At 38.9% G+C, this 23,897-nt stretch carries 16 protein-coding genes; 10 read left to right on the forward strand and 6 right to left on the reverse strand.

Going from position 1 to position 23,897, the window contains the following annotated elements:
- Positions 1 to 239: 239 nt before the first annotated feature.
- Genes ACEW8U_RS13735 through ACEW8U_RS13745 form a run of 3 tightly spaced genes read right to left on the reverse strand, consistent with a single transcriptional unit; the run spans position 240 to position 2,420 of the window.
- Complete coding sequence (locus ACEW8U_RS13735; RefSeq protein WP_373522625.1) at positions 240 to 818, reverse strand: phosphatase PAP2 family protein; 579 nt, start codon at positions 816 to 818, stop codon at positions 240 to 242.
- A 29-nt stretch (positions 819 to 847) separates the two neighbouring features.
- Complete coding sequence (gene hemF / locus ACEW8U_RS13740) at positions 848 to 1,744, reverse strand: oxygen-dependent coproporphyrinogen oxidase (RefSeq protein ID WP_373522626.1); 897 nt, start codon at positions 1,742 to 1,744, stop codon at positions 848 to 850.
- A gap of 49 nt (positions 1,745 to 1,793) precedes the next feature.
- On the reverse strand, positions 1,794 to 2,420 hold the full coding sequence (locus ACEW8U_RS13745; RefSeq protein ID WP_373522627.1) for a phosphoribosylanthranilate isomerase: 627 nt from the start codon (positions 2,418 to 2,420) through the stop codon (positions 1,794 to 1,796).
- Positions 2,421 to 2,502: 82 nt separating this feature from the next.
- On the opposite strand from ACEW8U_RS13745, the gene ACEW8U_RS13750 reads away from it, so the two are divergent.
- The 10 genes from ACEW8U_RS13750 (at position 2,503) to ACEW8U_RS13795 (ending at position 16,512) form a co-directional block, all read left to right on the forward strand.
- Positions 2,503 to 3,189 (forward strand): hypothetical protein, encoded by a 687-nt coding sequence (locus ACEW8U_RS13750; protein WP_373522628.1) that lies wholly within the window; start codon positions 2,503 to 2,505, stop codon positions 3,187 to 3,189.
- The gene (locus ACEW8U_RS13755; RefSeq protein ID WP_373522629.1) at positions 3,176 to 4,816 is read left to right on the forward strand and encodes a S8 family serine peptidase; all 1,641 of its coding nucleotides are present in this window, start codon (positions 3,176 to 3,178) and stop codon (positions 4,814 to 4,816) included. Before ACEW8U_RS13750 ends, ACEW8U_RS13755 begins: the two co-directional genes overlap by 14 nt.
- A gap of 54 nt (positions 4,817 to 4,870) precedes the next feature.
- Positions 4,871 to 5,521, forward strand: coding sequence for a ribulose-phosphate 3-epimerase (gene rpe / locus ACEW8U_RS13760; RefSeq protein WP_373522630.1), 651 nt, complete (start codon positions 4,871 to 4,873; stop codon positions 5,519 to 5,521).
- 157 nt (positions 5,522 to 5,678) lie between these two features.
- Complete coding sequence (locus ACEW8U_RS13765) at positions 5,679 to 6,179, forward strand: hypothetical protein (RefSeq protein ID WP_373522631.1); 501 nt, start codon at positions 5,679 to 5,681, stop codon at positions 6,177 to 6,179.
- Between the two features lie 14 nt (positions 6,180 to 6,193).
- On the forward strand, positions 6,194 to 7,258 hold the full coding sequence (locus ACEW8U_RS13770) for a hypothetical protein (protein WP_373522632.1): 1,065 nt from the start codon (positions 6,194 to 6,196) through the stop codon (positions 7,256 to 7,258).
- 92 nt (positions 7,259 to 7,350) lie between these two features.
- A complete protein-coding gene (gyrA, locus tag ACEW8U_RS13775) occupies positions 7,351 to 9,885 on the forward strand; it encodes a DNA gyrase subunit A (protein ID WP_373522633.1) in 2,535 nt (844 codons plus the stop codon).
- A gap of 59 nt (positions 9,886 to 9,944) precedes the next feature.
- Entirely contained in the window at positions 9,945 to 11,159 is a 1,215-nt protein-coding gene (locus tag ACEW8U_RS13780; protein ID WP_373522634.1) for a tetratricopeptide repeat protein, read from the forward strand.
- A 331-nt stretch (positions 11,160 to 11,490) separates the two neighbouring features.
- Positions 11,491 to 13,959 carry a PIG-L family deacetylase gene (locus tag ACEW8U_RS13785; protein ID WP_373522635.1) on the forward strand — a complete coding sequence of 823 codons (2,469 nt, stop codon included), beginning with the start codon at positions 11,491 to 11,493 and terminating at the stop codon, positions 13,957 to 13,959.
- A gap of 81 nt (positions 13,960 to 14,040) precedes the next feature.
- The gene (locus ACEW8U_RS13790; RefSeq protein WP_373522636.1) at positions 14,041 to 15,765 is read left to right on the forward strand and encodes a sodium:solute symporter; all 1,725 of its coding nucleotides are present in this window, start codon (positions 14,041 to 14,043) and stop codon (positions 15,763 to 15,765) included.
- A 279-nt stretch (positions 15,766 to 16,044) separates the two neighbouring features.
- A complete protein-coding gene (locus ACEW8U_RS13795) occupies positions 16,045 to 16,512 on the forward strand; it encodes a hypothetical protein (RefSeq protein ID WP_373522637.1) in 468 nt (155 codons plus the stop codon).
- Positions 16,513 to 16,988: 476 nt separating this feature from the next.
- Here the strand turns inward: ACEW8U_RS13795 and ACEW8U_RS13800 are convergent, their stop codons facing one another.
- The 3 genes from ACEW8U_RS13800 to ACEW8U_RS13810 form a co-directional block, all read right to left on the reverse strand.
- Positions 16,989 to 18,008, reverse strand: a complete 1,020-nt coding sequence (locus ACEW8U_RS13800; protein WP_373522638.1) for a PorP/SprF family type IX secretion system membrane protein — start codon at positions 18,006 to 18,008, stop codon at positions 16,989 to 16,991.
- Between the two features lie 5 nt (positions 18,009 to 18,013).
- Positions 18,014 to 22,960, reverse strand: a complete 4,947-nt coding sequence (locus ACEW8U_RS13805; RefSeq protein ID WP_373522639.1) for a PKD domain-containing protein — start codon at positions 22,958 to 22,960, stop codon at positions 18,014 to 18,016.
- Positions 22,961 to 23,067: 107 nt separating this feature from the next.
- Positions 23,068 to 23,874: a queuosine precursor transporter gene (locus ACEW8U_RS13810; protein ID WP_373522640.1), complete on the reverse strand. Its 807-nt coding sequence runs from the start codon at positions 23,872 to 23,874 to the stop codon at positions 23,068 to 23,070.
- Positions 23,875 to 23,897: the final 23 nt, after the last annotated feature.

The raw sequence follows: 23,897 nt of genomic DNA on the forward strand, positions 1-23,897 counted from the left end.
GAATCTGAACATTGGTTGAAAACTCTTGGTAAAAGTATAAAGGGATAAAACCTTAGGGATTTATCTGAAACAGGTAACTGCAGAATTACTTAACCGCACTTTGAAATCGCAAGATTGAAAAAGTTTAGTATATACCATTTGTTATGATCTTGGGTAACTGAGTGAAAATCTTTAACTGTAGCTTGACATGTTTTGGCAATTACGATTACCAAGTCATGAAACGGGAAGTTTTCGAAAGATCACTTCCCGTTTTTGTTTTTATTCACTTTTTGTTCCAATGCTTTTAAGGAATTAAACGCAATCAAGCCGCTCAATATCCCCACTAATCCCCCAATTAACACATCTCCAGGGTAATGAACGCCCAGGTAAATTCTGGTGAATGAAAAAAATATCGCCCAAATAAAAAGCCAACGTACAGCAAAATATCTATGTGAAAGTGCCAAACTCATAATAGTGGCAATAGCAAAGCTATTTGCAGCATGGGAAGATGCAAATCCATAAATACCCCCACATCTTCCATAATTATGAATCAATCCTGACAACAAGGGATCGTGGCAAGGTCTTAATCTTTCAAAATAAGGTTTCATGATTGCTGAGGTGGTTTTGTCTGCTAGCAATATGGCAAGCCCTACACCAAGAAATACCCACCAACTGTTTCTCCCATAAGTTTTCCAAATTAAATAGGATAGGAAAATATACAGAGGAATCCAAGGCATTGTTTGGGTCAATTGAAACATAATCGGATCCAATAAATCCGAATGAAAACTGTTCAGGAAAATAAAAAGCTGCTTATCCCAATGACTGATTTTTTCCAGCATTTGTTTCTCGTCTCTTTTTCAAATGTATTTCACAAACTTACCCAGTCAATATCTTTTTTGAGATATAACAATGTCTTGGCTTCCTTTGAATTTTCTATGGTTTGATGCATATATTCCCAGTTTGCAGTAGGCGGCATACTCATCAAAATACTCTCAGTTCTTCCATTGGTATCCAAACCAAACTTGGTGCCCGCATCCCATACCAAATTAAACTCCACATATCTTCCCCGTCGAATGGATTGCCATTTTTTTTCAGAATCGGAATAAGGAAGCGCATGGTTTTTAGCCATAAAATGTCTGTACACATTTGGAAATAGGTATCCTATTGATTTGACGAATTCAAAGATACTGTTCATTTCAATCGGGTCTTTGCTATCGAGACGGTCAAAAAATATTCCACCTATACCCCTTGTTTCATTGCGATGCTTAATATAAAAGTAATCATCTGCCCATTTTTTGAATTTTGGATAGTAATCTTTATTAAATAAGTCACAGGTTTTTTTTACTTCCTGATGAAAATGTTTAGCATCCTCCAAATCAACATAATGTGGCGTAAGATCAATACCTCCTCCAAACCATCTGACCCCATTGCTCATTTCAAAATATCGGATATTCATATGAATTATCGGGACCATAGGACTATAAGGGTGGATAACAATTGATACCCCGGTAGCAAAAAAATCCGCTTTTTTAAGTTTGAGTTTGTTCAGGATTTTTTCTGGGGTGGGTCCTTCCACCGCGGAAAAAGCAACTCCGCCTTTTTCAATTATTTTACCATTTTTGAAAATACGGGTACGACCACCGCCACCTTCAACTCTTTCCCATTTGTCTTCTTGGAAAGAACCGATTCCATCTCCCAACTCAAGCTCTCTACAAATATGGACCTGAAGGTCCATGAAGTCACGGGTGATAATATGTTTATCCATTAGATAAGTTAATTCAAATAAATCCTGTGGTTGAAAAGTAGTATTTTGATTATTCTTCTAATTCCAAAGACTCAAGAATGTCAGCCATTTCATCAAAATCTTTAAGACCAGGTTTGATTTCATCACCACCCTGAATGGAAATACCTTTGATTCCTGTGCTTTCAACTAATTCGAACACAGAATCTGCCTCAATCCCAAAACCTAATAGCACTTGACATTTGGAAGATAGTTCCTTGATTTTTTTAAGGACTTCACCATTTAATTCCAATGTTTCTGATTGAAGTAGTAGAGTGACATTATAATTATAGACAGCAGAAGATTTCTTGATCAAATCCTCGATATCATTTATATTTTCAACTTTTTGATGGAGGATAATCCCATAACTTGTATTGACCAACATTTTAAGGTGGATTTCTTCCCCGACCTCGATATATTTGATTTCAGGGTAATCTTTTAACAAGGTGAGCATTCTTTCAGGATGTGTATGGGACCACTCAGCAACATAATCTACGCCAGAAAGCCAACCTGTGATTTCTTTAAATTTATCAGGAGACACAAAATTTTTATCACTTTCTTCCAGGCAAAACCCTATCATATTTACCTGCATACCCGCACAATAGCGGGCATCTGATAGGTTATTGACTGCCGAAATTTTAACAAATGTTTTTAACGCCATTTTTGATATACTTTTTTATGGGCGCTAAGGTAAAAGATTTCAACATAAAAATGTATTTTTACCGCCTGCTATAGTTAATGAAATGAACAGCTTACACCCTATCAGATTTATTATATTAACTGCAATCCTATTTTCCTGTGGCGAAACAGAAAATCCAAGAGGTGATTTTGGATTGGATTATCAGCCTTTGGAGATTGGATTGTATTGGGAATATGAAGTCAACCAAACCATTGTTTTTGGTGAAAATGACTCAGAAGTATCCTCCTTTTTTCTAAGAGATAGGGTAGACTACAGCTATATCAATGCTGAAGGAGAGTTTGTATATGTGTTAATAAGGGAAATGTCTGAGGATAGGTCATTTTGGCAAGCAACCGGTAATTATGCCTTGCAACATATCCGAAATACACTGATCCGGAATTTTGAGAACAAAAGAACCGTCAATTTGGTTTTTCCTCCTGAATTAGGGAAGTCTTGGGATTCAGAAGTGTTAAATTCCCAAAATCAGGACATATTTAAAATTGATTTTATGGGAACCATCCCTGTAGGAGAACAATCTTTTACCCGTTCCCTGAAAGTATTGCAGGAAGAGGAAGATGATGAAATCACTTTCAGAAATAATAGATATGAGGTTTTTTCCAAAGGGATAGGGCTTGTGGAACAATATCATGAAGTTTTCACTTATTGCTCTAGAAACGATTGTCTAGGTCAGATGGTCATTGATTCAGGCAAATTGACCCATCTCAAAATATTGGCATATGGTAAATTGTAACAAATATTTTTTAGTGCTTCTGTTTTTGGTATGCAGTGGTTCAGTCTTAGGACAAAACCGATATGCTGTTCATTTTAAATTCAAGCCACAGGATAGTTATTCCTTTAACAGCCCTGAGGAATTCCTTACCGGAAAATCCTTGGAAAGAAGGCTGAAGCAACTGATTTCATTGGATAGCCTTGATTTTCCGGTTTCACAAAAATATCTTGAGGCCATTAGCCCATCTGTAGATATAATTCTATATAACAGTCATTGGCTGAATGCATCAATAGTTACTGCAAACCCAGAAAAAATACCAGATTTGGAATCATTTCCATTTGTGGAAAAAGTGGTATTGGTAGCTCCAGGTAGTTTTTCTCAGGCCAGACTAGATTCCAGAAATAAAGGGGGTTTGAATGTAAATTTTAATATTTCTTCGAAAAAAAATTCCTCTCCCTATGATTTCCAAAATCAGGTTTTGGGAATTCCACAGATGCACGATGCAGGATTTAAGGGTAAAGGAATCACGATAGCGGTTTTTGATGCAGGATTTCCCGGAGTAAACCAAATCCCAGCCTTTTCACATCTATTTGATAATCAGCAGATTGTTGGAACAAGGGATTTCGTGCATATAGGAAATGATGATGTTTTCAGCAAAAATCAACATGGAACCAATGTTTTGTCTTTGATTGCCGCCAATGATGAAGAATTATTGGTTTCGGGTGCCCCTGAATCCAATTTTATATTATGCATCACAGAAGATGTCCCCACAGAATACCGGATAGAAGAATACAATTGGGTAAAAGCTGCTGAATACGCGGACAGTCTCGGAGTAGATATCATCAACAGTTCTTTAGGTTATTGGGATTTTGATGACCCGGCAATGAATTATACCACCAATGACCTTGATGGGGAAACGGCCGTGATATCCATAGGGGCATCCATTGCAGCAAATAAGGGTATTTTGGTTGTGACTAGTGCAGGAAATTATGGAACAAGAGGTGTTTCTTCCCTCACAGCCCCTGCAGACGCAAGAGGAATCTTGGCAATAGGTGCTGTAAAATCAGATTTGACCAGGGCGTCTTTCAGTTCAATGGGCCCTACTGCTGATGGAAGAATCAAGCCTGATGTCTCTGCTTTCGGAGAACAAGTCTTTGTAGTCAGGTTCAATGGGATCGTGTCGAGGGGTAACGGAACATCTTTTTCAGGTCCGCAAGTAGCAGCACTGGCTGCTGGATTATGGCAAGGCAGACCCGAATGGACAAAAGATGAATTATTGGAAAACTTGATAAAAAGCGCTCATCAGGCTAAGGAGCCCGATAATCTTCTAGGTTTTGGAATTCCTGATTTTTATAAAGCTTTTTATGGAGAGATTTTGGATATAGTCACTGTAGATAAAGAAGGAAATTGGAAAGTTTATCCCAATCCTTTAAAAGGCACTGATTTGTTCATTTCTTTTGGTGCTAATCTAAAAGGGGAATTCTCATTAATAGATATGCAAGGTAAAATTGTGAAAAAAGAAACTTTAATAAGAACAAATCTACAAGTACCTTTTGAAGTAAATTTACCGGAGATGCGGAATGGAGTTTATTTTGTTCAAATGCAATCTGGCAAGGAAATCCAAAAGACAAAATTGATGAAAAGGTAGGTGGCCAATTGTATTTTTATTTCCTTTGCAGCATAGTTAAAATTCACCAGTTTCATGTCTATTAAAATTGCTCCTTCTGTTTTGGCTGCTGATTTCGCCAATTTACAATCTGAAATAGAAATGTTGAATGCATCAGAAGCAGACTTTATCCATGTGGATATAATGGATGGTGTATTTGTTCCCAATATTTCTTTTGGAATACCAGTTACGGAGGCAATAAACAAACATGCCACCAAACCTTTGGATGTCCATTTGATGATTGTAGATCCTGACAGATATTTGGAGGCATTCAAAAATGCAGGGGCAAGTATAATTTCGGTTCACTTAGAAGCATGTAATCATTTGCACAGAACTTTGCAAGCCATCAAAGAATTGGGCTGTAAAGCAGGAGTTGCCCTAAATCCACATACTTCGGTTCAGCTTCTTGAGGATGTGATCAATGACATTGATCTCGTATGTCTGATGTCAGTCAACCCTGGTTTTGGCGGGCAAAAATTCATTGCAAACACCTATAATAAAATTAGTCAATTGAAATACCTTATCAATCAAAAAGGCGCCAACACATTAATTGAAATCGATGGCGGGGTCAATAAGCTCAATGCACCATTGCTTGCAGAAGCGGGGGCAGACATTTTGGTGGCAGGAAGTTTTGTTTTTTCTGCGGAAAATCCTTTTGAAACTATAAAGAGTCTTAAAAATATCTAGTTTTTAGAAAATGCAACTTTTACCCCTAATGGTTTTAAATTGCCATTTAACAATTTTTATGGCCAAATTTTTGTAGTTTCTCTTGTAAAACAGGCATTAAAACTGTTAATTAGAAATTAATTCAAATTTGATTAAACAATTTAAACCTTCTATTAAGATGAAAAAAGTATTTGTATTGGCGTTTTTCCTTTTGGGTATTTTGAGTGTAAATACCATGGCGCAGGATGCTCCTGAAGAAGTTACAGAAGAGGAAATTCAAAAATTTGCTGCTATGGAAGAGGCAGTGGCAAACTACCTCGAAGAAAAGCAGGAGCAATTGGTGGAAATGATTAAAACTGATGAGGCCCTGGGAGGCGCAGCCAGATACAATGAAATCAAAGGTGCATGGGGCAATGAAGATAAGCTTTCAGAAATCAATATTACTGTTGAAGAAAGAGAGGCCTTCCAAAAAGTCCAAGATTTCATGGATTCACTTTCTGAAGATGTGAAGAAATTCAAAGTTGATATGATTATGGATGCAGAAACTCTTGGAGCAGGTACTTATAACAAAATCATGAAAGCGATGAGTGCTGACCCTGCAGTGAAGGAAAAAGTAGATAACCTAATTACAGAATTAAAAGAGAAAAGAGCCGCAGTTGATGGCGAAGTCACCAACTGATTAAAATAATTCTAATGAAAAGGCTTCCAATTCTGGAAGCCTTTTTTGTTTTAATTGAGGTATTGTTTTTACTTTCGGGTTCGTTAAATAGCAGTATGAGAAAAGTCTATTTTATATTGATTTTATGCTTGATGGGTTTTCAATCCTTATTTGCTCAAGATGATATTTTCGGTATTGATTCCAAAGCAAGAAATAAGGGAAGGAAAAGTCAGAGTAACATTGGTAATGTTTTTAGAAATGCTGTAAGTAATTTCAGTTTTGAATTTTCCTCTGGAGGAACCTTTCATACCAATCAGATGCAATTCTTTTCCGAATTTCCAGGTCGGTATCCTATTAGACAATACAACAACCTTGAGGAGCCCCAATCAATTTTAGCAGGAGATACTCTAAGATTTTCAAGCAACCAAATGGCGATACCAATAAATCTAGGTGTCAAATTGAATCTATTCAACACATTGATGTTAGGAGCTGGTTATGGCCGTGAGTTTGGAAGAATGAACAATCTTAGAGGTGGGGATTTTGAGTTTCAATTTGAAAATTCCAATTATACTTTGGATAGGGCATTTGGATCAGTAGGGCTAGTAATTTATGACGCCAGAAAAAGAGCCAAATTTTTAAATTGGAGGTATAGACAATTTTCCACCAATAATATCTACATGCAGTCCGAAAAGAATCAGAGAATCCGTCAAAATTATCCATGGAGATTCTTAATAGAAGCTGAGTTTGGAAATTTGTATTTGAGAAAGAATTTTGATGGTAGGGCACTACCAGTTGATGAGCCTTTTTATAATGTTGGTCTTAGGATTGAAAGGGAGTTTTCAGAATACGCAAGATTCTTTGCCAAAACAGGGATTGAGTTTAGAAATTATAATTTCAGGACTGAAAATATTGATGAACTCCAAAATATAAGGCAGAATTTATATCTGGCCCAAGTTGGTATTTCAATCAGTCTACCCGGTACCAAAAGATGTAAAGTACATGGTTGTGGTGTGGTAATGAGGCATGTACACGATGGTGTAGAATACAGAGGAAGCTCAATATTCAATTTCCAAAACAGGAAAGTTGGTCAATGGTATTAAAGTATACCCAAATAGCCTTTACAAGACAGAATAATCTTTTTAAAACCGTATTCTTTTTAGTAAATTGCAAACCTATTGATCACCTATAAAATATGGCGAAAGGAGAAAACGAGAATATAATTCCGATTAATATTGAAGATGAAATGCGAGGGGCCTACATCGATTATTCGATGTCGGTTATTGTTTCCAGAGCACTTCCAGATGTCCGTGACGGACTCAAGCCAGTTCACCGAAGAATTCTTTTTGGAATGCAGGAACTTGGCGTAATGCACAACAAACCATTCAAAAAATCAGCAAGGATAGTAGGAGAAGTATTGGGTAAATATCACCCACATGGTGACTCTGCAGTCTATGAAACAATGGTCCGTATGGCCCAGCCTTGGTCCTTGAGATATCCTTTGGTAGATGGTCAGGGTAACTTTGGGTCTGTGGATGGAGATAATCCCGCGGCCATGCGTTACACCGAAGCAAGGCTGAAAAGAATTGCGGAAGAGCTGCTGATCGATATCAATAAAGAAACTGTTGACTTTCAGTTAAACTTTGATGATTCCCTAAAAGAACCGGTTGTCCTACCGGCCAAAATCCCTGCACTATTGCTAAATGGCGCATCTGGTATCGCTGTAGGTATGGCAACCAATATGGCTCCGCACAATTTGGGAGAAGTTGTCGATGGAATCATTGCTTACATTGACAATCGGGATATCACTATTTCGGAATTGATGGAGTTTATTATTGCTCCTGATTTCCCTACAGGGGGTATTATTTATGGTTATAATGGTGTAAAAGCAGCTTTTGAAACAGGAAGAGGCAGGATCATTGTACGGGGCAAAGCCGAAGTGGAAACCAAAGACAATGGACGTGAGTCTATCATTATTTCTGAGATTCCATATGTGGTCAACAAGGCCAATATGATTGAAAAGACTGCTGCGCTTATAAATGAGAAAAAAATTGATGGTATCGTTGCTATCCGAGATGAATCTGATAGACAGGGTATGCGTGTGGTTTATGATCTGAAGAGAGACGCCGTTACAAATGTTGTCTTAAACAATCTTTATAAGCAAACTCAGTTACAGACCTCATTTTCAGTAAATAATGTAGCTTTAGTAAAAGGACGTCCACAAACCTTGAACCTCAAGGATATGATTGTACACTATGTCAATCACAGACATGAGGTGGTGGTCAGAAGGACCGAATATGAACTAAGAGAGGCTGAAAAGAGAGCCCATATTCTTGAAGGCTACCTGATAGCTTTGGATCATTTGGATGAAGTTATATCCCTGATTAGAAGTTCCAGAGATCCTGAAACTGCAAGAAATGGCCTGATGGAGAAGTTTGAGCTTAGTGAAATCCAAGCAAGAGCAATTCTTGACATGAGGCTTCAGCGGCTTACAGGAATGGAGCGTGAAAAGATCCAGGAAGAATATAGAGAATTGATGGCTTTTATTGAAGAACTCAAAGGGATTCTTGAAAGTGAAGAAAAGCGGATGCAGATCATCAAAGATGAACTTGCTGAAATAAGAAACCGCTACAGTGATGAGAGGAGAACTGTCATTGAACATAATGCGGAAGACTTCAATTATGAAGATATGATTCCAAATGAAGAAGTTGTCATCACGGTATCCAATGAAGGCTATATCAAAAGAACTGTTCTTACTGAATACAGGACTCAAGGCCGAGGTGGCGTTGGTTCCAAAGGTGTCTCTACAAAACAGGATGATTGGACTGAATATTTGTTTACGGCTTCAACCCATAATTACCTTTTGATTTTCACTGACCTTGGTAAATTGTTTTGGTTAAAGACTTATGCTATTCCTGAAGGATCAAAAACTTCCAAAGGCCGTCCTATTCAGAATTTGATCAATATCAATTCCGAGGATAAAATCAGATCTATCATTCAGGTAGGTGACCTGAACGATGAAGATTATATCAATAACAATTACCTTGTGATGGTAACCAAAAAGGGAATTATCAAAAAAACCACCCTTGAACAATACTCAAGACCAAGGACAAATGGTATAATCGCCCTGAATATTAGGGATGAAGATCAATTGTTGAGGGTAGAAATGACAGATGGCGATACTCATATCATTATAGCAGCCAAATCCGGAAGAGCCATTCATTTCCATGAGTCTACGGTTAGACCAATGGGCAGGACGGCCACCGGTGTAAAGGCAATTAAGTTAAGGGATGTTAAAGATGAAGTGGTTGGCATGGTATGTGCATCTAGAGAAGATGCTAGTCTTTTGGTAGTTTCTGAGAAGGGTTATGGTAAAAGATCTCCACTTGATGAATATAGAATTACCAATAGAGGAGGTAAAGGGGTCAAAGCCATGAACATCACGGATAAGACAGGATTCCTTGTTGCTATTAAAGAAGTTGTCGACAGCGATGACTTGATGATCATCAACAAATCAGGAATCACCATCAGAACTCCGGTTTCAGAACTTAGGGTAATGGGCAGGGCAACTCAAGGAGTCCGCCTTATCAAACTTAGTGAAACTGATCAAATTTCATCAGTTGAAAAAATTTCAAGAGAAGAAGAGGAAGAAGTGGAAGAAGGTGAAATAGAAAACGGAACAGATGAGGTGACAGGAGAAAATGAGGGTGAAAATCCTATAGAATCTTAATGAACGAGTATTTAAATCCAAATCAATATAGACCAAACAATTAGCAAAAACGAAATAAAATGAAAAAGTTAATCTTATCATTGGCTTTAGTGGGTATTGCAACTATGGCCTTTGCTCAAAAAAAGGTAGTAAAATCTGCCGATCGAAACTTTAAAAAAGGTGAATTGGAAGTGGCTATGACCGAAGTCCAAGCTGCACTTGAAGATCCTGAAACTAAGGATGATCCCAATACGCTACTTCTAAAAGCCAAAATTCAGACAAAAATGTTTGAAGCTGATGAAGACAATGTTGCTTCAACGGTAGCAACTGGTAGAGGTGCTTATGATGATTTTCAGAAAACTTTGAAAATGGTTGACAATGACAAAGAAAGTAAAGTCGGCAAGGAAATTTTTAAAGAGGATATTCCAGGTGTACTTCCGGATAATCTTAGACCTTTTTCCTTGGAAACATTGAAACAGGCATCCTTCAACAAGGCAATTATGACGTATGAAGAAGAAGATTTGGAAATGTCTTATGAGTTTTTCAACCTGGTTTCTGACATTGACCCTTCCGATACCACCTCCAATTTCAATGCAGGTTATATTGCGTACCAGGAATTAGGAAAACCAGAAGAAGCCAAAAAACATTTCAATAGGTTGTTGGAAGTTAAGGATTACGATAAATTAAACACTTATTACTTCCTTATTCAAATAGCGAGTGGTGAGGACAAAGATCCTGAGCAGGCATTACAGTATGTGACAATGGCACGGAAAGACTTTCCTGAAGACAAAACCTTGTCAGAGTTTGAAGTGCAGTTGTTACTTCAGATGAACAAGATGGATGAGGCTATGGCTTCTGTGAAATCTGCTTTAAAAGATGATCCAAACAATTCAGGTCTACTGTTGAGACATGGATACTTGATGGAGCAGTCAGGTGATATGGACGGAGCATTAGGCGAGTATAAAAAAGCTGTATTAGCTGAGCCAGATTTCTTTGAAGGTAATTATTATGCAGGAGCAATCTATTTGGACAGGGCGAGGGCCATTTTGGCAGAAGTAAATAATCTATCTGATGACGAATGGGAAAAAAGAGCCCCAGATATGAGTAAGCAGGCAGATGGACTTTACAATGATGCTATCCCTTACTTTACTAAAGCATCAGAATTGAAGCCTGAGAATGTTGAAATCCTTGAAATACTATTCCAGATTCATACCAGATTAAAGAATACTTCAGAGGCTGAAAAAGTCAATGAGAAATTGGTTGCCCTTCTTGGTCCTGATTGGATGGAGAGATAATTCCAAGTTTTATAAAAATAAAAAAAGCTGTCTTTTACAAAGGCAGCTTTTTTTATTATTGTTTGGCCATTTCTGGAAATTTTTTCCTCTTAAGTTTGTTATGCGCCAATTGTTTTCTAGAGAGGAATTTATATATACCCATTTATTTTTGGTTCATATTTCCATAGAAATTATCTCAATGATGTGTCACTAAAAGCAAATGAAATTGGTAAACCTGCATCACTCTGGATAATCGTATAACCTATTTTAACATGAGCCAAAACCCTCTTGTGTAAAAAAGAGTTTTAATTGTTCATTCCTTCCAGTACATTTTCATCAAATTTCAAAAAACATGAAAAACCTCAAATGGCTGCTGTTTTGTTTATCATTTTTAATTCTTTCCCCATCATTCTCACAGACTCAACCATCCTCAGTCCTTTACCATAAATTATTACGCTTCAAAGATACCAAAAGGGTATTGTTTGTAGCTGCTCATCCTGATGATGAGAATACCAGGTTGATTGCCTATCTGGTGAATGGAGAACATGCAGAAGTTGCCTACCTCTCTTTGACCCGAGGGGACGGAGGTCAAAATCTTATCGGTAAAGAGTTGGGTATTGAACTTGGGATGATAAGGACACATGAGTTACTTAGGGCTAGGGCAACCGATGGCGGCAGACAGTATTTTACAAGGGCATTGGATTTTGGATTCAGTAAGAACCCGGATGAGACATTCAATAATTGGGACAGGGAAAAGCTTCTTTCCGATGTGGTATGGATGATAAGAAAATTCCAGCCTGATATCATCATCAATAGATTCACTACCATTCCGGGGACCACTCATGGACATCATACGAGTTCGGCTATTCTGTCTGAAGAGGCCTTTCAAAAAGCTGCGGATCCCAATGTTTTTCCGGATCAATTGAAATATACAAAACCTTGGCAAGCAAAAAGGATATTCTGGAATGCCTATAATTGGGGCGGTCAATATGAACCGGAGGATGGAAAGACCTATTTCAAGTTTGCAGTAGGTGAATACAATCCATTGTTGGGAACCACCTATTCCCAAATTGCGGCTGACAGTCGGACCATGCATAAATCCCAGGGATTTGGATCCACTTCTCAAATAGGTGAAGGAAATGATTTCATAGAGTTGGTCAAAGGTTCAACATTTAAACAAAATCCATTTGAGGATATCAACAACAGATGGGAACAATTGCCTAACGGAGTTAAAATCATTGGAGCGATTGAAAACGCTCTTAATGGTTTTGATTTTACTTCCCCTGAAAATAATGTTGAAAAACTCCTTCAAATTAAGAGTTTGTTAGATGGTCAGGATTCTAAGGCTTTGTGGTTAGATGAAAAGAAAAAATATCTTGACAAACTAATCTTGGAAGTGCTGGGAGTGAAGGCGGAATTTATTGTGAAAAAAGAAATTGGTTTTCCTGGAGAAACCATCAGCACTGAACTGGTTTTTAATAACCCTGCCCAAATTCCATTGACAGTCCGTTCCCTTGAGGGGAAGGTCTTTACTCAGAATATTAACAAGGAGGCCAAAAACAATATTCCTGTTGCCCAATCTTTGGAAATCAATATTCCAAGAGATTATCCCGTTTCCCAACCATTTTGGTTAGAAAAGCCCTTGGACGGAAGCCTTTTTGATATTCAGGAACGTTCAAAGATCGGTCAACCCGTAAACGGTCCAAGTATTGGGGGCAGTTTGGATCTGTTGATAAAAGGCCAAATTATCAGGATGGATCTCCCATTAATGTATAAATACAATGATCAGGTTGATGGAGAAATGAAGCAGCCTTTTACCCTTGTTCCTGAAGTAAATGTCAAATTGGATAAAAATAACCTGTTTTTAATTAAAGGGGCGGATAGGACTTTGCAAGTTGAAGTTTCCTTTAAAGACAAGTTTTTAGATGGGGAATTAGTGTTGGAAGGTGTTCGCTCTGGACAGTTTCGAATATTATCCGAGGAAAAAGATGAGAAAAGAAATAGGGTAGTATTTACCATCGAATTTTTGGATTCTGATCGGGAGAAGAAAGAGGTGCTTGTCTCATTCCAGACCAATGATGGTCAAAAATTCAATCAGGACACCAAAAGGATCATTTACAGACATATTCCCAACTTGACCTATTTTACAAGTACTACTTTTGGTTTGGTGAAAATGGATCTAAAACTCAGCAACCAAAGAATCGGATATATCCCTGGAGCAGGGGATGATGTTCCGGAAGTTTTAAGAAATCTGGGTTATCAGGTTTCAATTCTGGAAAACGGAGAGCTCAAAAAAGAAAGACTTCAATCATTTGAGACCATCATCATTGGCATCAGGGCATTCAATGTCAATCAGGCCTTGGCAGATAATATGGATCAGTTGATGGCATATGTCAAAGAAGGAGGCAATATGATTGTTCAATACAATACCTCTTCCCCCTTATTGACCAGAGAGCTTGGCCCTTATCCATTTTCAATATCAAGGGACCGTGTGGCAGTGGAAAATTCACCAGTGGTTGCAGATTTCACCCATCCGATATTGAGCAAACCAAATAAGATAAGCCAATCAGATTTTGAAGGTTGGGTTCAGGAGCGGGGGTTATACTTTACCAGTGATTATGACAGGAACTATGCTACACCACTTACATTGCAGGATCCGGGAGAAAATGCCAACAAAGGTTCTTTGATCTTTGCAAAGTATGGCAAAGGTACCTATACTTACTCAGGCATTTCTTGGTTCCGTCAGTTACCGGCCGGAGTTCCCGGTGCCGTCAAATTATTTGTCAACTTAATCGAACAGTCGGGTGAAGGATCAAATTAACTGGAGAAACTGGTATTTAGGATTGATGATCACCTTGGGTATTTTGATTTTACTTTTTTACTGGCTAACGGTCAGCTTCTCATGAGCGGCATCGACTGGATCATCATGTTCGGGACACTTTTAGCCATAGTCGGCTATGGTGTTTATAAGACATACGGTCAAAAGGATATGGACAGCTATATCCGAGGGAAAGGTAATATGAACTGGTGGACGATTGGATTGTCCATCATGGCAACCCAGGCTTCTGCGATTACTTTTTTGAGTACTCCAGGTCAGGCCTATGAAGATGGCATGCGCTTCATTCAATTTTACTTTGGACTTCCCTTGGCCATGATCATACTCTCGGTGACTTTTTTACCAATGTATTACAAATTGAAAGTCTATACAGCCTATGAGTTTCTGGAGAACAGATTCGATCTGAAAACAAGAACCCTTGCGGCTTTATTGTTTTTGGTTCAAAGAGGACTTGCAGCTGGAATTACCATCTATGCACCTGCTATTATTTTATCCACCTTATTGGGATGGAACCTCACTTTTACGAATATTTTCATTGGGGTATTGGTTATCATTTATACCGTTTCAGGAGGTACTAGGGCTGTATCCATCACTCAAAAACAGCAGATGGCCGTTATGATGGGAGGGATGGTCCTGGCAGGAATTCTGGTTATCCAAATGTTACCTATCAAATTTACTGAAGCATTGCATGTAGCAGGAAAGATGGATAAATTGAATGTGGTCAATTTTGAATTCAATCTGTCAGACAGGTATAATTTCTGGTCAGGCATGACTGCCGCTCTTTTTCTTTTTCTTTCCTATTTTGGTACAGATCAATCGCAGGTACAGCGCTATCTTACCGGAAGTACACTGACCCAAAGCAGAATGGGATTGATGATGAATGGCCTGCTGAAAGTCCCCATGCAGTTTGTGATCCTGTTTATCGGTGTGATGGTTTTTGTCTTTTACCAATTTTTCCAACCACCTGTGGTATTCAATAAAGTACAGACCGAACAACTTCAGAACAGCGGATTCAGGGAAGATTTCAGGTTTTTGGAAGAAGAATATACCCATGTTTTCCGTGAAAAAGGACAGGATATCGAGGACTTATTAGAAGCCGTAAAAAGTGATAACCAAGAGGGAATTGCCTTGGCCCAGGATGGAATGAGGAAAAAAAGTCAATACCAGGAAAGCATTCGAAATGAAGTCAAAGATTTGATTGTAAAGAACGATCCATTGGCCGAAACAAGGGATACGGATTATGTTTTTATGCGGTTTGTGATGGATTATTTACCAACAGGTGTAGTAGGATTATTGTTTGCTGTAATATTCAGTGCAGCCATGTCATCCACGGCATCTGAATTGAATGCATTGGGCACTACTACTACCATTGATATTTACAAAAGATCTTTATCCAAACACGCCAGTCAATACCATTATCTGATTTCTTCAAAATTGTTTACAGCCTTTTGGGGAATCTTTGCCATTCTGTTTGCCACCTATGCAACTTTATTTGAAAACCTGATTCAGGCTGTCAATTTATTAGGATCATTGTTTTATGGGACTTTGTTAGGCATCTTCTGCGTGGCTTTCTATATGAAATGGGTAAATGGGAGGGCAGTCTTTATAGCTGCCATTCTCACACAGATTTTGATATTTCTGATCCATTGGAAAAATGGAGGAGGTTCACTTTTGGGTATTACCATCGATATAGGTTTCCTTTGGTACAATGTCATAGGATGTCTTTTTTTAATGATTTTGGCGGCGATTATTCAGCTTGGGAGTGCTAGAGGGGAGAAGGTGGTGGAGTAGAAGCGAGGTGAGAAGCGAGAAACAAGAGAGGGGTTTTTAGAGCCAAGAGCTAAGAACCAAGAAACTAGAACAAACATTTCCAAGTATTGGGGGATCAAGTGGCAAAGTGCTTTTGTTAACTTAAGGTTTGGGAAAAGCTTTTTATGGTTGGGATGATTTTTTTGATTTTTAAGGGGATAGTGATAGTTTTAGGTAAATGAAACTTCTTTGCAACTGATGCAGGAAGCAAAACGTTGCATTTAAAGAAAGATGACATAGATTGTAATAAAATTCAGCATTATGGAAAAACTCAAAATCCTTACCAGTATAATCTTGACTTTCTTTTTTGTTGGCTGTAGCCAAAGTGATTTATCTTTTGATAATTTAAAAAATATTGAAATAGGTCAGTATCAATTACAAGTACCAATGAATTTTATTATAATAGAAGAACAAGGATATGATTCAATGGTTGGAAGGATAGAAGGTTCAGGAATATCCATGTCTTATGACTATGGGATGTATACTTCTCCCGAACAAAATGTTTCGGAAGAAAACTTCACGATTATCAACGAAGATAATGACGGAATTCAAATACAGATTTTGGTAGCAAAAAATCCTCAAAGAGATAATACCGCAATCCATATTTCCTTCTCCGAAAATTCTGGAACAAATAATCCTTTTCCTCTAAAAATTTGGAGTACCAATTTAAAAGACAAGCAACAAGATTTAGTATTAAAGATTTTTAATTCGATAACTGTTGACAGGTAGCGCAAATCACATTTGAGTAAACGGTCTCCCTATTTTTTTTTTGACTAGGAGTACATATGCCACGAATCAAAAGCCACACACCACAATAATTCTATATTTTCCCTTCCCTTATTGTTCAACCCTTTCAGGGTTGTTACCGCCTATCATTATTCTTTTTTACCCCCGGTTTTACCGGGGGATATTGAAAAGTTCGACTATTTCATGGTCATTTATCCATAAACAGTTGAATTTAAATGAATTACCCTGAAATGCCTGTCCCGAGAATCGGGAGGTCAAACCTAGATTAACCACGGGCCGCTGCCCGTGGAAAAACGATACGGTGATGAACCACCCCGACCCCGCCATTACCGCCAGGCAGGCCTGAAAGAGTCGAACTTCTTCCAAAAAAAAGGGATACTTTCCAGGAGAGGTGTAATTTTAAAAAATCTCAATTCACTAATTCCCAAATCTCAAATCTACAATCTAAAAACCCCTCCCTACATCATATACTTAAAACACTTCAAAACCCTATTCCTTTGGTTTCGGCTTCTTGGGTCGCCCATCAGGAATTGGTAGCGGAAGGATATTTCGTGGGCGCCCCTTGTCTGATAGCCGATATTGGAAATCATAAAGTCGTAACTGTATCCAATCACCATCCCATTTTCTAGGTTTACACCAAACATCGTAATAATGGAATCCTGATTGGGCATATTCCTTAATCCCGGAATCCCTCTATAGCCCAATCCCCCGATGACAGTTCCATACAATGCCTGCATGGCAATGTCCATTTGTTGGAAGGGGCCTTGCTTTTTGTAATTCAATAAAAGAGAAGCCTGATTGTCATACTTTGACCCGAAATAGTCATTGGCACCCAATGGGAAATTGAAACCTCCATGAACACTCCATTTCATGGGCAAAAAACCAGCTTCATTGTCGGGGAAAAATGAAAGGTTGGGCCGGTTGATATGGTGTGCGGAACCGCCTAGCCACATGTAGTCATTGTTGACCAATGCCCCAAAGGAAATATCCACATAGCCATTAGGCTCAAAATCTGGAATCAGGTCAATGCTGCTTTGATTGACGGTTCTATTGAATAAATCCACTTGGTCGCCAAACACCAAGTTGTCGAGTTTGGCACTTCTTCTTACCCAAGAACCTTGTCCGCCTAACCTGAAATTCCAGGATTCGGCCACTCGGAGGTTATAGGCATAAAGGAAGGAAATGTCAGAGGTATTGATCCGCATATTGGCTTCTTGGAAACTATTGACTATAATTCCAAACCCACTATTGAGGTCATAGCTATAATGGTCAAAATATGCTGAGTAGGCGTTGAAATCATAAGAAAGACCGGGCCATTGTTTACGGTAATTGACACCCACTCGTGTCAGTTCAGTTGAACCTGTCAAAGCAGGATTTAGGTTTAGGGGGGAAGCATAAAACTGTGAAAAATGAAAATCCTGACCGAATCCCAAATTGGAAATCAGTAGCATGACGGTCACTATGGTCAATTTTTTCATCTTCATCATTTCAATAATAAAAAGACATCTGTTTTTGTCTTAATCCTTCCATCCACGGTCTCGAACTTGAGTTTATAGACATAATTTCCCGGCAAGGCCATGTCACCCATGATTGTCCCGTCCCAGCCATTGGCTTGAATATCGTCAGTGTAGAATATTGTTTCTCCCCATTTGTTCAAAACCCAAAATTCCAATTTTTCAAGATTCAGGAACTTGGGAAAGAAATAATCATTGATGCCATCATTGTTCGGCGTAAAGACATTGGGCACCACTAAGAAATAATCGATGATCCTGATTTCTTTCACTATTTCTAGGATACATCCAAATGCATCAATGGCCTGTAATTTGACATCAAACTCACCTGCTGTTTGAAATGTATGCGTTGGGCTGGTTTCCGTGCTGCTGTTGCCATCTCCAAAATCCCAGAAATAGGAGATGATGTTGCCGATGGATTTGTTTTGAAACTGAACAGGAATCCCCACCAAAAAGGCATTGTACTGGTCAAAACCAATGGATTCAATATCCGCCTCCAACAATACGTCTGTGTTTTCTATCTGAAAAGATTCACGGTATTCACAGCCCTGACCATCAGTAATGGTAAGAACATATAAGCCGGACTGACCGGTAGACATGGTTAGGCCATTATTTGAAACGTTTCCACCTGACCAAGAGATGGTATAAGGTGCCGAACCACCTGTAATGGAAATATTGATTTCTTCCAAAATCTCTCTAGGTTCACAGTTCACGATGGTGTTTCTGATGGTTGCAACAGAGATTGGAACAGGTCTTTTGACTGTGAACTGTCTTTCTGTAAAACATCCTTTGGAATCTTCAATGCTCACAGCATAATTACCGGAAGGAATATTGGTAAGATTTTTTTCGGTACTGCCATTGCTCCATTTATAATTAAATGGTGGATTTCCTCCTGTAGGGTTCACAAAAATATTTCCACTTTGTGGGTTGCTACAGTCAAGTGCATCCGTAACTGAACTTTCAATCAAAAGTGGATCAGGCTGAAGGATTGTAAATTCCCTTCTAACTTCACAGGTGTTGAATTTAGAAACAGTAACACCATAAGTGCCTGCATCCAGATTAAAGAGATTTTCCAGTTCAGCGCCATTGTCCCATCGGATGGACACACCATCTGTGCCTCCTTCGATATTTAGCCGTATCTGTCCATTTTTCTCTCCAAAACAGGATACCTGACTGACTTCCGCATTTACTTTGAATATAGGCGCATCAATGATATTCACAGATTGAGATAGAACACATCCAACTTGATCTGAAACAATGACCGAATATGTACCCGGCCCAACATTGTCAAAACTTCTCAAATTGGAACCAAAATTCCATGCAACGGTATAAGGGGCAACTCCACCGGATATATCCAATCTCAAAAATCCATCATTGGCCTCGTAGCAGGAAATATCACCTTTTTCAATATTGATTTCCAGCCTTTGTTCAGGTTCGTTGACCAGTATAGTTCCTGTACTTACCGAGCAATTGTTGTTGTCCGTGACAGTCAGTTCATATACTCCTGCAGCTATATTTTCTAAAAGCAAACTGTTTGATGGGAAAGGTTGACCGTCCTTGGTCCAGTTCAACTGATAAGGGGTATCTATAATTCCCCCTGAGATGCTCACCTCGATCATCCCTGTCGCATCTCCTGTGCAGAACACATCACGTTTATCGATAAGGGCTACAAATAGTTGTTCTGGTTCATTTAAGGTGTAGGATCGGGACAAACTGCAACCAAAGTCATCTTTTACCAAAAGTGAATAGTCTCCTGGTCTTAGATTTTCAATAAGTGATGATGAGGAAGAAAAGCCTTGTGGTCCTGTCCAAGTGAGGGTGAAGTTTCCGTTACCTCCTTGCGGGTCAATTGAAATCCTACCATCATTGGCACCAAAACAAGAGATGCCAAAGCCTGAAAAATCACTGACTTCATCCAAAAGCGTAATGGAAGGATTTACAGTTATTTGATAGATTTTGGGCAGGCCTTCACAGTTGCTTTGGCCTCCGGTACTGGCAAACACATTGAAATCAACCGTAATGGGTTCAGAAGTTGGGTTGAACAGGTTTTGAATTGGAATGGTATTTTTGCCATTAGGTAGAACACCTGAAACACCATTGGCCACAGAAGTCCATGAAATTACTGCACCAGCTACATTGCTGCTGATAACTACCTCCTGACTTTCGGTACCTGTACAGAGTGTTTGGTCTGCCAATGAAAATTCAATGGACGGTGATGGAAGGACGGTGACAGTTAGTGAAAAAGGCTGTCCCTGGCAAATCCCCAAAAATGGCGTGATGTTATATATGACAGTTTGAGGGCTGTTGCTGGAATTGACCAATTCCAAAGGAATCGAATTTTGAGGTTCCGCAGAGGCTACTGCACCTGAAACGGTTGCCGGTGCGGTAACTGTCCAGGTAAAAGTACTTCCGGGCGCCATATTTTGCGGGGTAAAGGTTGAAACTTGCGAACTGCAGATTTCCATTTCCCCATCCTGATATACAGGTTCAGGATTTACGGTAACTTTATAAGTGGCGACTACTTCTTCACAGCTTCCGAGGTTTTCAGAAGCTATTTTGGCAAAGAAAATCACATCAATCGGGATAATGCTTTTGTTGATGATAGTTTGTGATGGGATCTCATTGATGCCATTAGGAAGTACACCTTCTGCCCCGTTGCTTTGAGATGTCCACTCAATTATTGCTTCCGAAAGATCAGCGTTTAATAAAACTGTTTCTGTGGTCTCTCCAGAACAGATGATCTGGTCCGGAATGGAGAATTCTACTGTTGGCGCGGGAATGACAGTGACGGTTACCTGACTTTGAGTGCTGCATGAAGTTTGGACATTGTTGGCTGTTACAGTATAGGTTGTTGTTTCGTCAGGCCTTACCGTTGGATTGGCACTGTTGGAATTTTGTATAGTACTGAATGGTATCGCTGTCCAACTGTAAGAATAATTTCCATCGGGAATGATTTCGGAATCCAACACGATGGTTTCACCTCTACATATTTCCCTATCGGGTCCTAGATCAATTTCCGGGATTGGATTGATAATGAAGGATACTGATGAGGTAGTGGTACCGCAGGAATTGGTGACTTCTAGGGTGATTACTTTGTTGCCAACTGTGTTGAATTCAATGGGGCCGGGATCTGCATTTGTTGATGTTTCAGGAATCCCGCCTTCAAAAGTCCATAGATAAGTGGCTTCCTCTTCATTGCACAAGCGGACATTTGATGTGGGAGAAATGGTCAATTCCCCACATGAATCAGGGATACTACCCAATGTTACTACAGGAGGGGCATATACGGAAATTGATTCTGAAGTCGTAAAAACCCCACATGATGTAATCAATTGTTGGGTAATAATATAGTCTCCGGGATTGATGAAATTGAATTCGGGATTGATGTCATTGAAAGTACTTCCCTCAGCAAATTCCCAATCTCCTCCAACACTACATTCCCCTCCCTGAAAGGCCACAGACCAACGGAAGAAATCTCCTCCATCAGCACAGGTGCCAAGGATATTGGAGGTATTGGTGGCTTTGACCGTGATAGGCCCGCAACCATCAAATTTATCGATTTCGAATGATGCTATAGGTTCGGGAATAATGCAGATGGTTTCTTCTTTTTCTTCAATTCCACATCTGTTACCTGTTATCAATTTGATGGTATAGATTCCCGGTTCGGTAAATCTCGGTGTTAAAACAGTCGATCCGTTGACCCAAGAATTTGGGATATCCGCATTGTTTCTTACTCCTAATGTGTTTCCGGCGCTGAGTTCCCAGCCTGTTGCCGGACTAATTTCCCAAACAAACTTACCGGTAGTGGTGCATTGCCCGTTATTACTCACTTCATTTCCGAAGAGTGTTTGGTTGATGATATTAAAATAGGTGTTTTCACAATATACAGAATCAGTTAAGCCAATAATTGGTACTGGTTTTTCCGATACATAAATGGGTACCACTTGTGCAGATGATCTTGAACATGGGTTTTCAGCCAGTATGGTCGCTGAAAAAGAATTGCCAAATCCAGGTGCTCCAAATCTTCCACAGGAAGTAGTTTCAAAAATATGACTTACTGTGGCTGGAGGAGGATGGGAGAATACCTGTGGGGGAGTGCCATCAGAAAATGTAATCGTATAAGTAGTCCCTATGGGATTGTTTTCTGTCCCTGTAATTGGAAAGGTAAGTGCTTCTCCTGAGCAGATATTTGTATTGCCCGGATTACCAAAACCCACGGCTGGATTGGACCCGATAAATACGCCTATTCTTCTGCTGACAATACATCCATTGCCTCCTGTCACAGTATAATTCAGGTAATAGACTCCTATGGAATAAGCATGGGTCAATTCAGACCATTCATTTCCTTCAAAAGATTCTGAACCATCTCCCCAATCAATTGTATAGGATTCATTCGTGGATGTTGTGCTAGAGGTATTATAAAAAGTAAATTCAGATACTTGATCATCGTCACAGACAATAAAATATGGAAGGTTATCAAAATCGGTATTGCTCCTATCACTTGATACTGAAGCAGAGGGGATTTGATTTATGGTGATTGGTTTTGTTTTAAGGTCTATTTCTCCCAATGAATCAGTCACTGTCAGCGTCACTTGAAAATTCTGTAGACCATTTCCAACTGTATTGTCAAAAATATGTTCAGGTTCTTCTAATTCAGAAGTTTTGCCATCTCCAAATTGCCAAAGGTATGTCAGTCCTGTTCCAGTAGAAAGATTGGTGAACTGAATGGGAGAATTACCGCAATATTCGGCGTCCTCAAAACTAAAATCTGCAATAGGAGGTTCGTTGACTTCATTTTTTAGAAAAGAGATAATAGACTCCTCAAACTTATTTGGGTAAAAGGAAAGCATAGCACTTACACCACCGATGGCAAAAAAAAGGCTTACAGAAAAAAGAAATAATAATCTTTTAAATCGCATCGAAAATAAACTACAAGCAAAAATGTATTATGTGGTCATATTAATGCGGAATATAAATAATGAAAAAGATAAAAAGAATTCTTTTCAAAAAATTATTATCGAATCATTCAAAGAAACGAGGTGTCCTCAGACGCTTCCTTTGTCATTTGTTCTGAAATTTCCTTTCCAAGGTATCTGTCAATCAAATAATGCCCGAGGTATAGCAATGGAGTAAGTAAAATAGCCACACTGAATTTGTAGATATAATTGATGATACCTACTGATGCTACCTGTGCCCAGCTCCAGTTTCCAAAAATGTAAAAAGCGATTCCAAGTACTACAAATGAGTCAAAAAACTGGGAAACCAATGTTGACCCCGTCGCTCTCAACCAGATCATTTTTGGTCCGGTGATTTTTCTGAGTTTTTGGAAAACATATACATCTATCAACTGACCCAGTAAGAACGCAGTCAAAGAGCCGATGATAATCCCCAATCCCTGTCTGAAAATCACATTGAAGGCATAATCAATGTTGAAGGGATTTCCATTTGGATCGGGTGTGTTGACATCCAACCAAAATGGTGCAGGAGGAAGCATGGTCACTATGGAAATTATGATAAATATATAACCAATAAAATAGGCCGTAATAAAGCTGATTTTCTTGACACCTTTCTTACCATAATATTCATTGATAATGTCAGTGGTGATAAATACAATTGGCCAAATTACTGCCCCCGCTGTGAGGTTAAAGTCCAATATGTATTCTCCAAAAATTGTCCAACCTGCAGGTTCATAACCAAGAGTTCTTTCTCCTGAAAAGATTTTAACACCGATGATTTCAGCCAAGATGGCGTTGGTAAGAAAAATCCCACTTAAGATAATAAAGAGGTTGGTCTTTTTTGACTGAAAAGTTTTAGAGGTAACTTTTAAATCCATATTGTTGGAATTTATATGATATA

Source organism: Aquiflexum sp., from assembly GCF_041751335.1.
Taxonomy (GTDB): Bacteria; Bacteroidota; Bacteroidia; order Cytophagales; family Cyclobacteriaceae; genus Aquiflexum.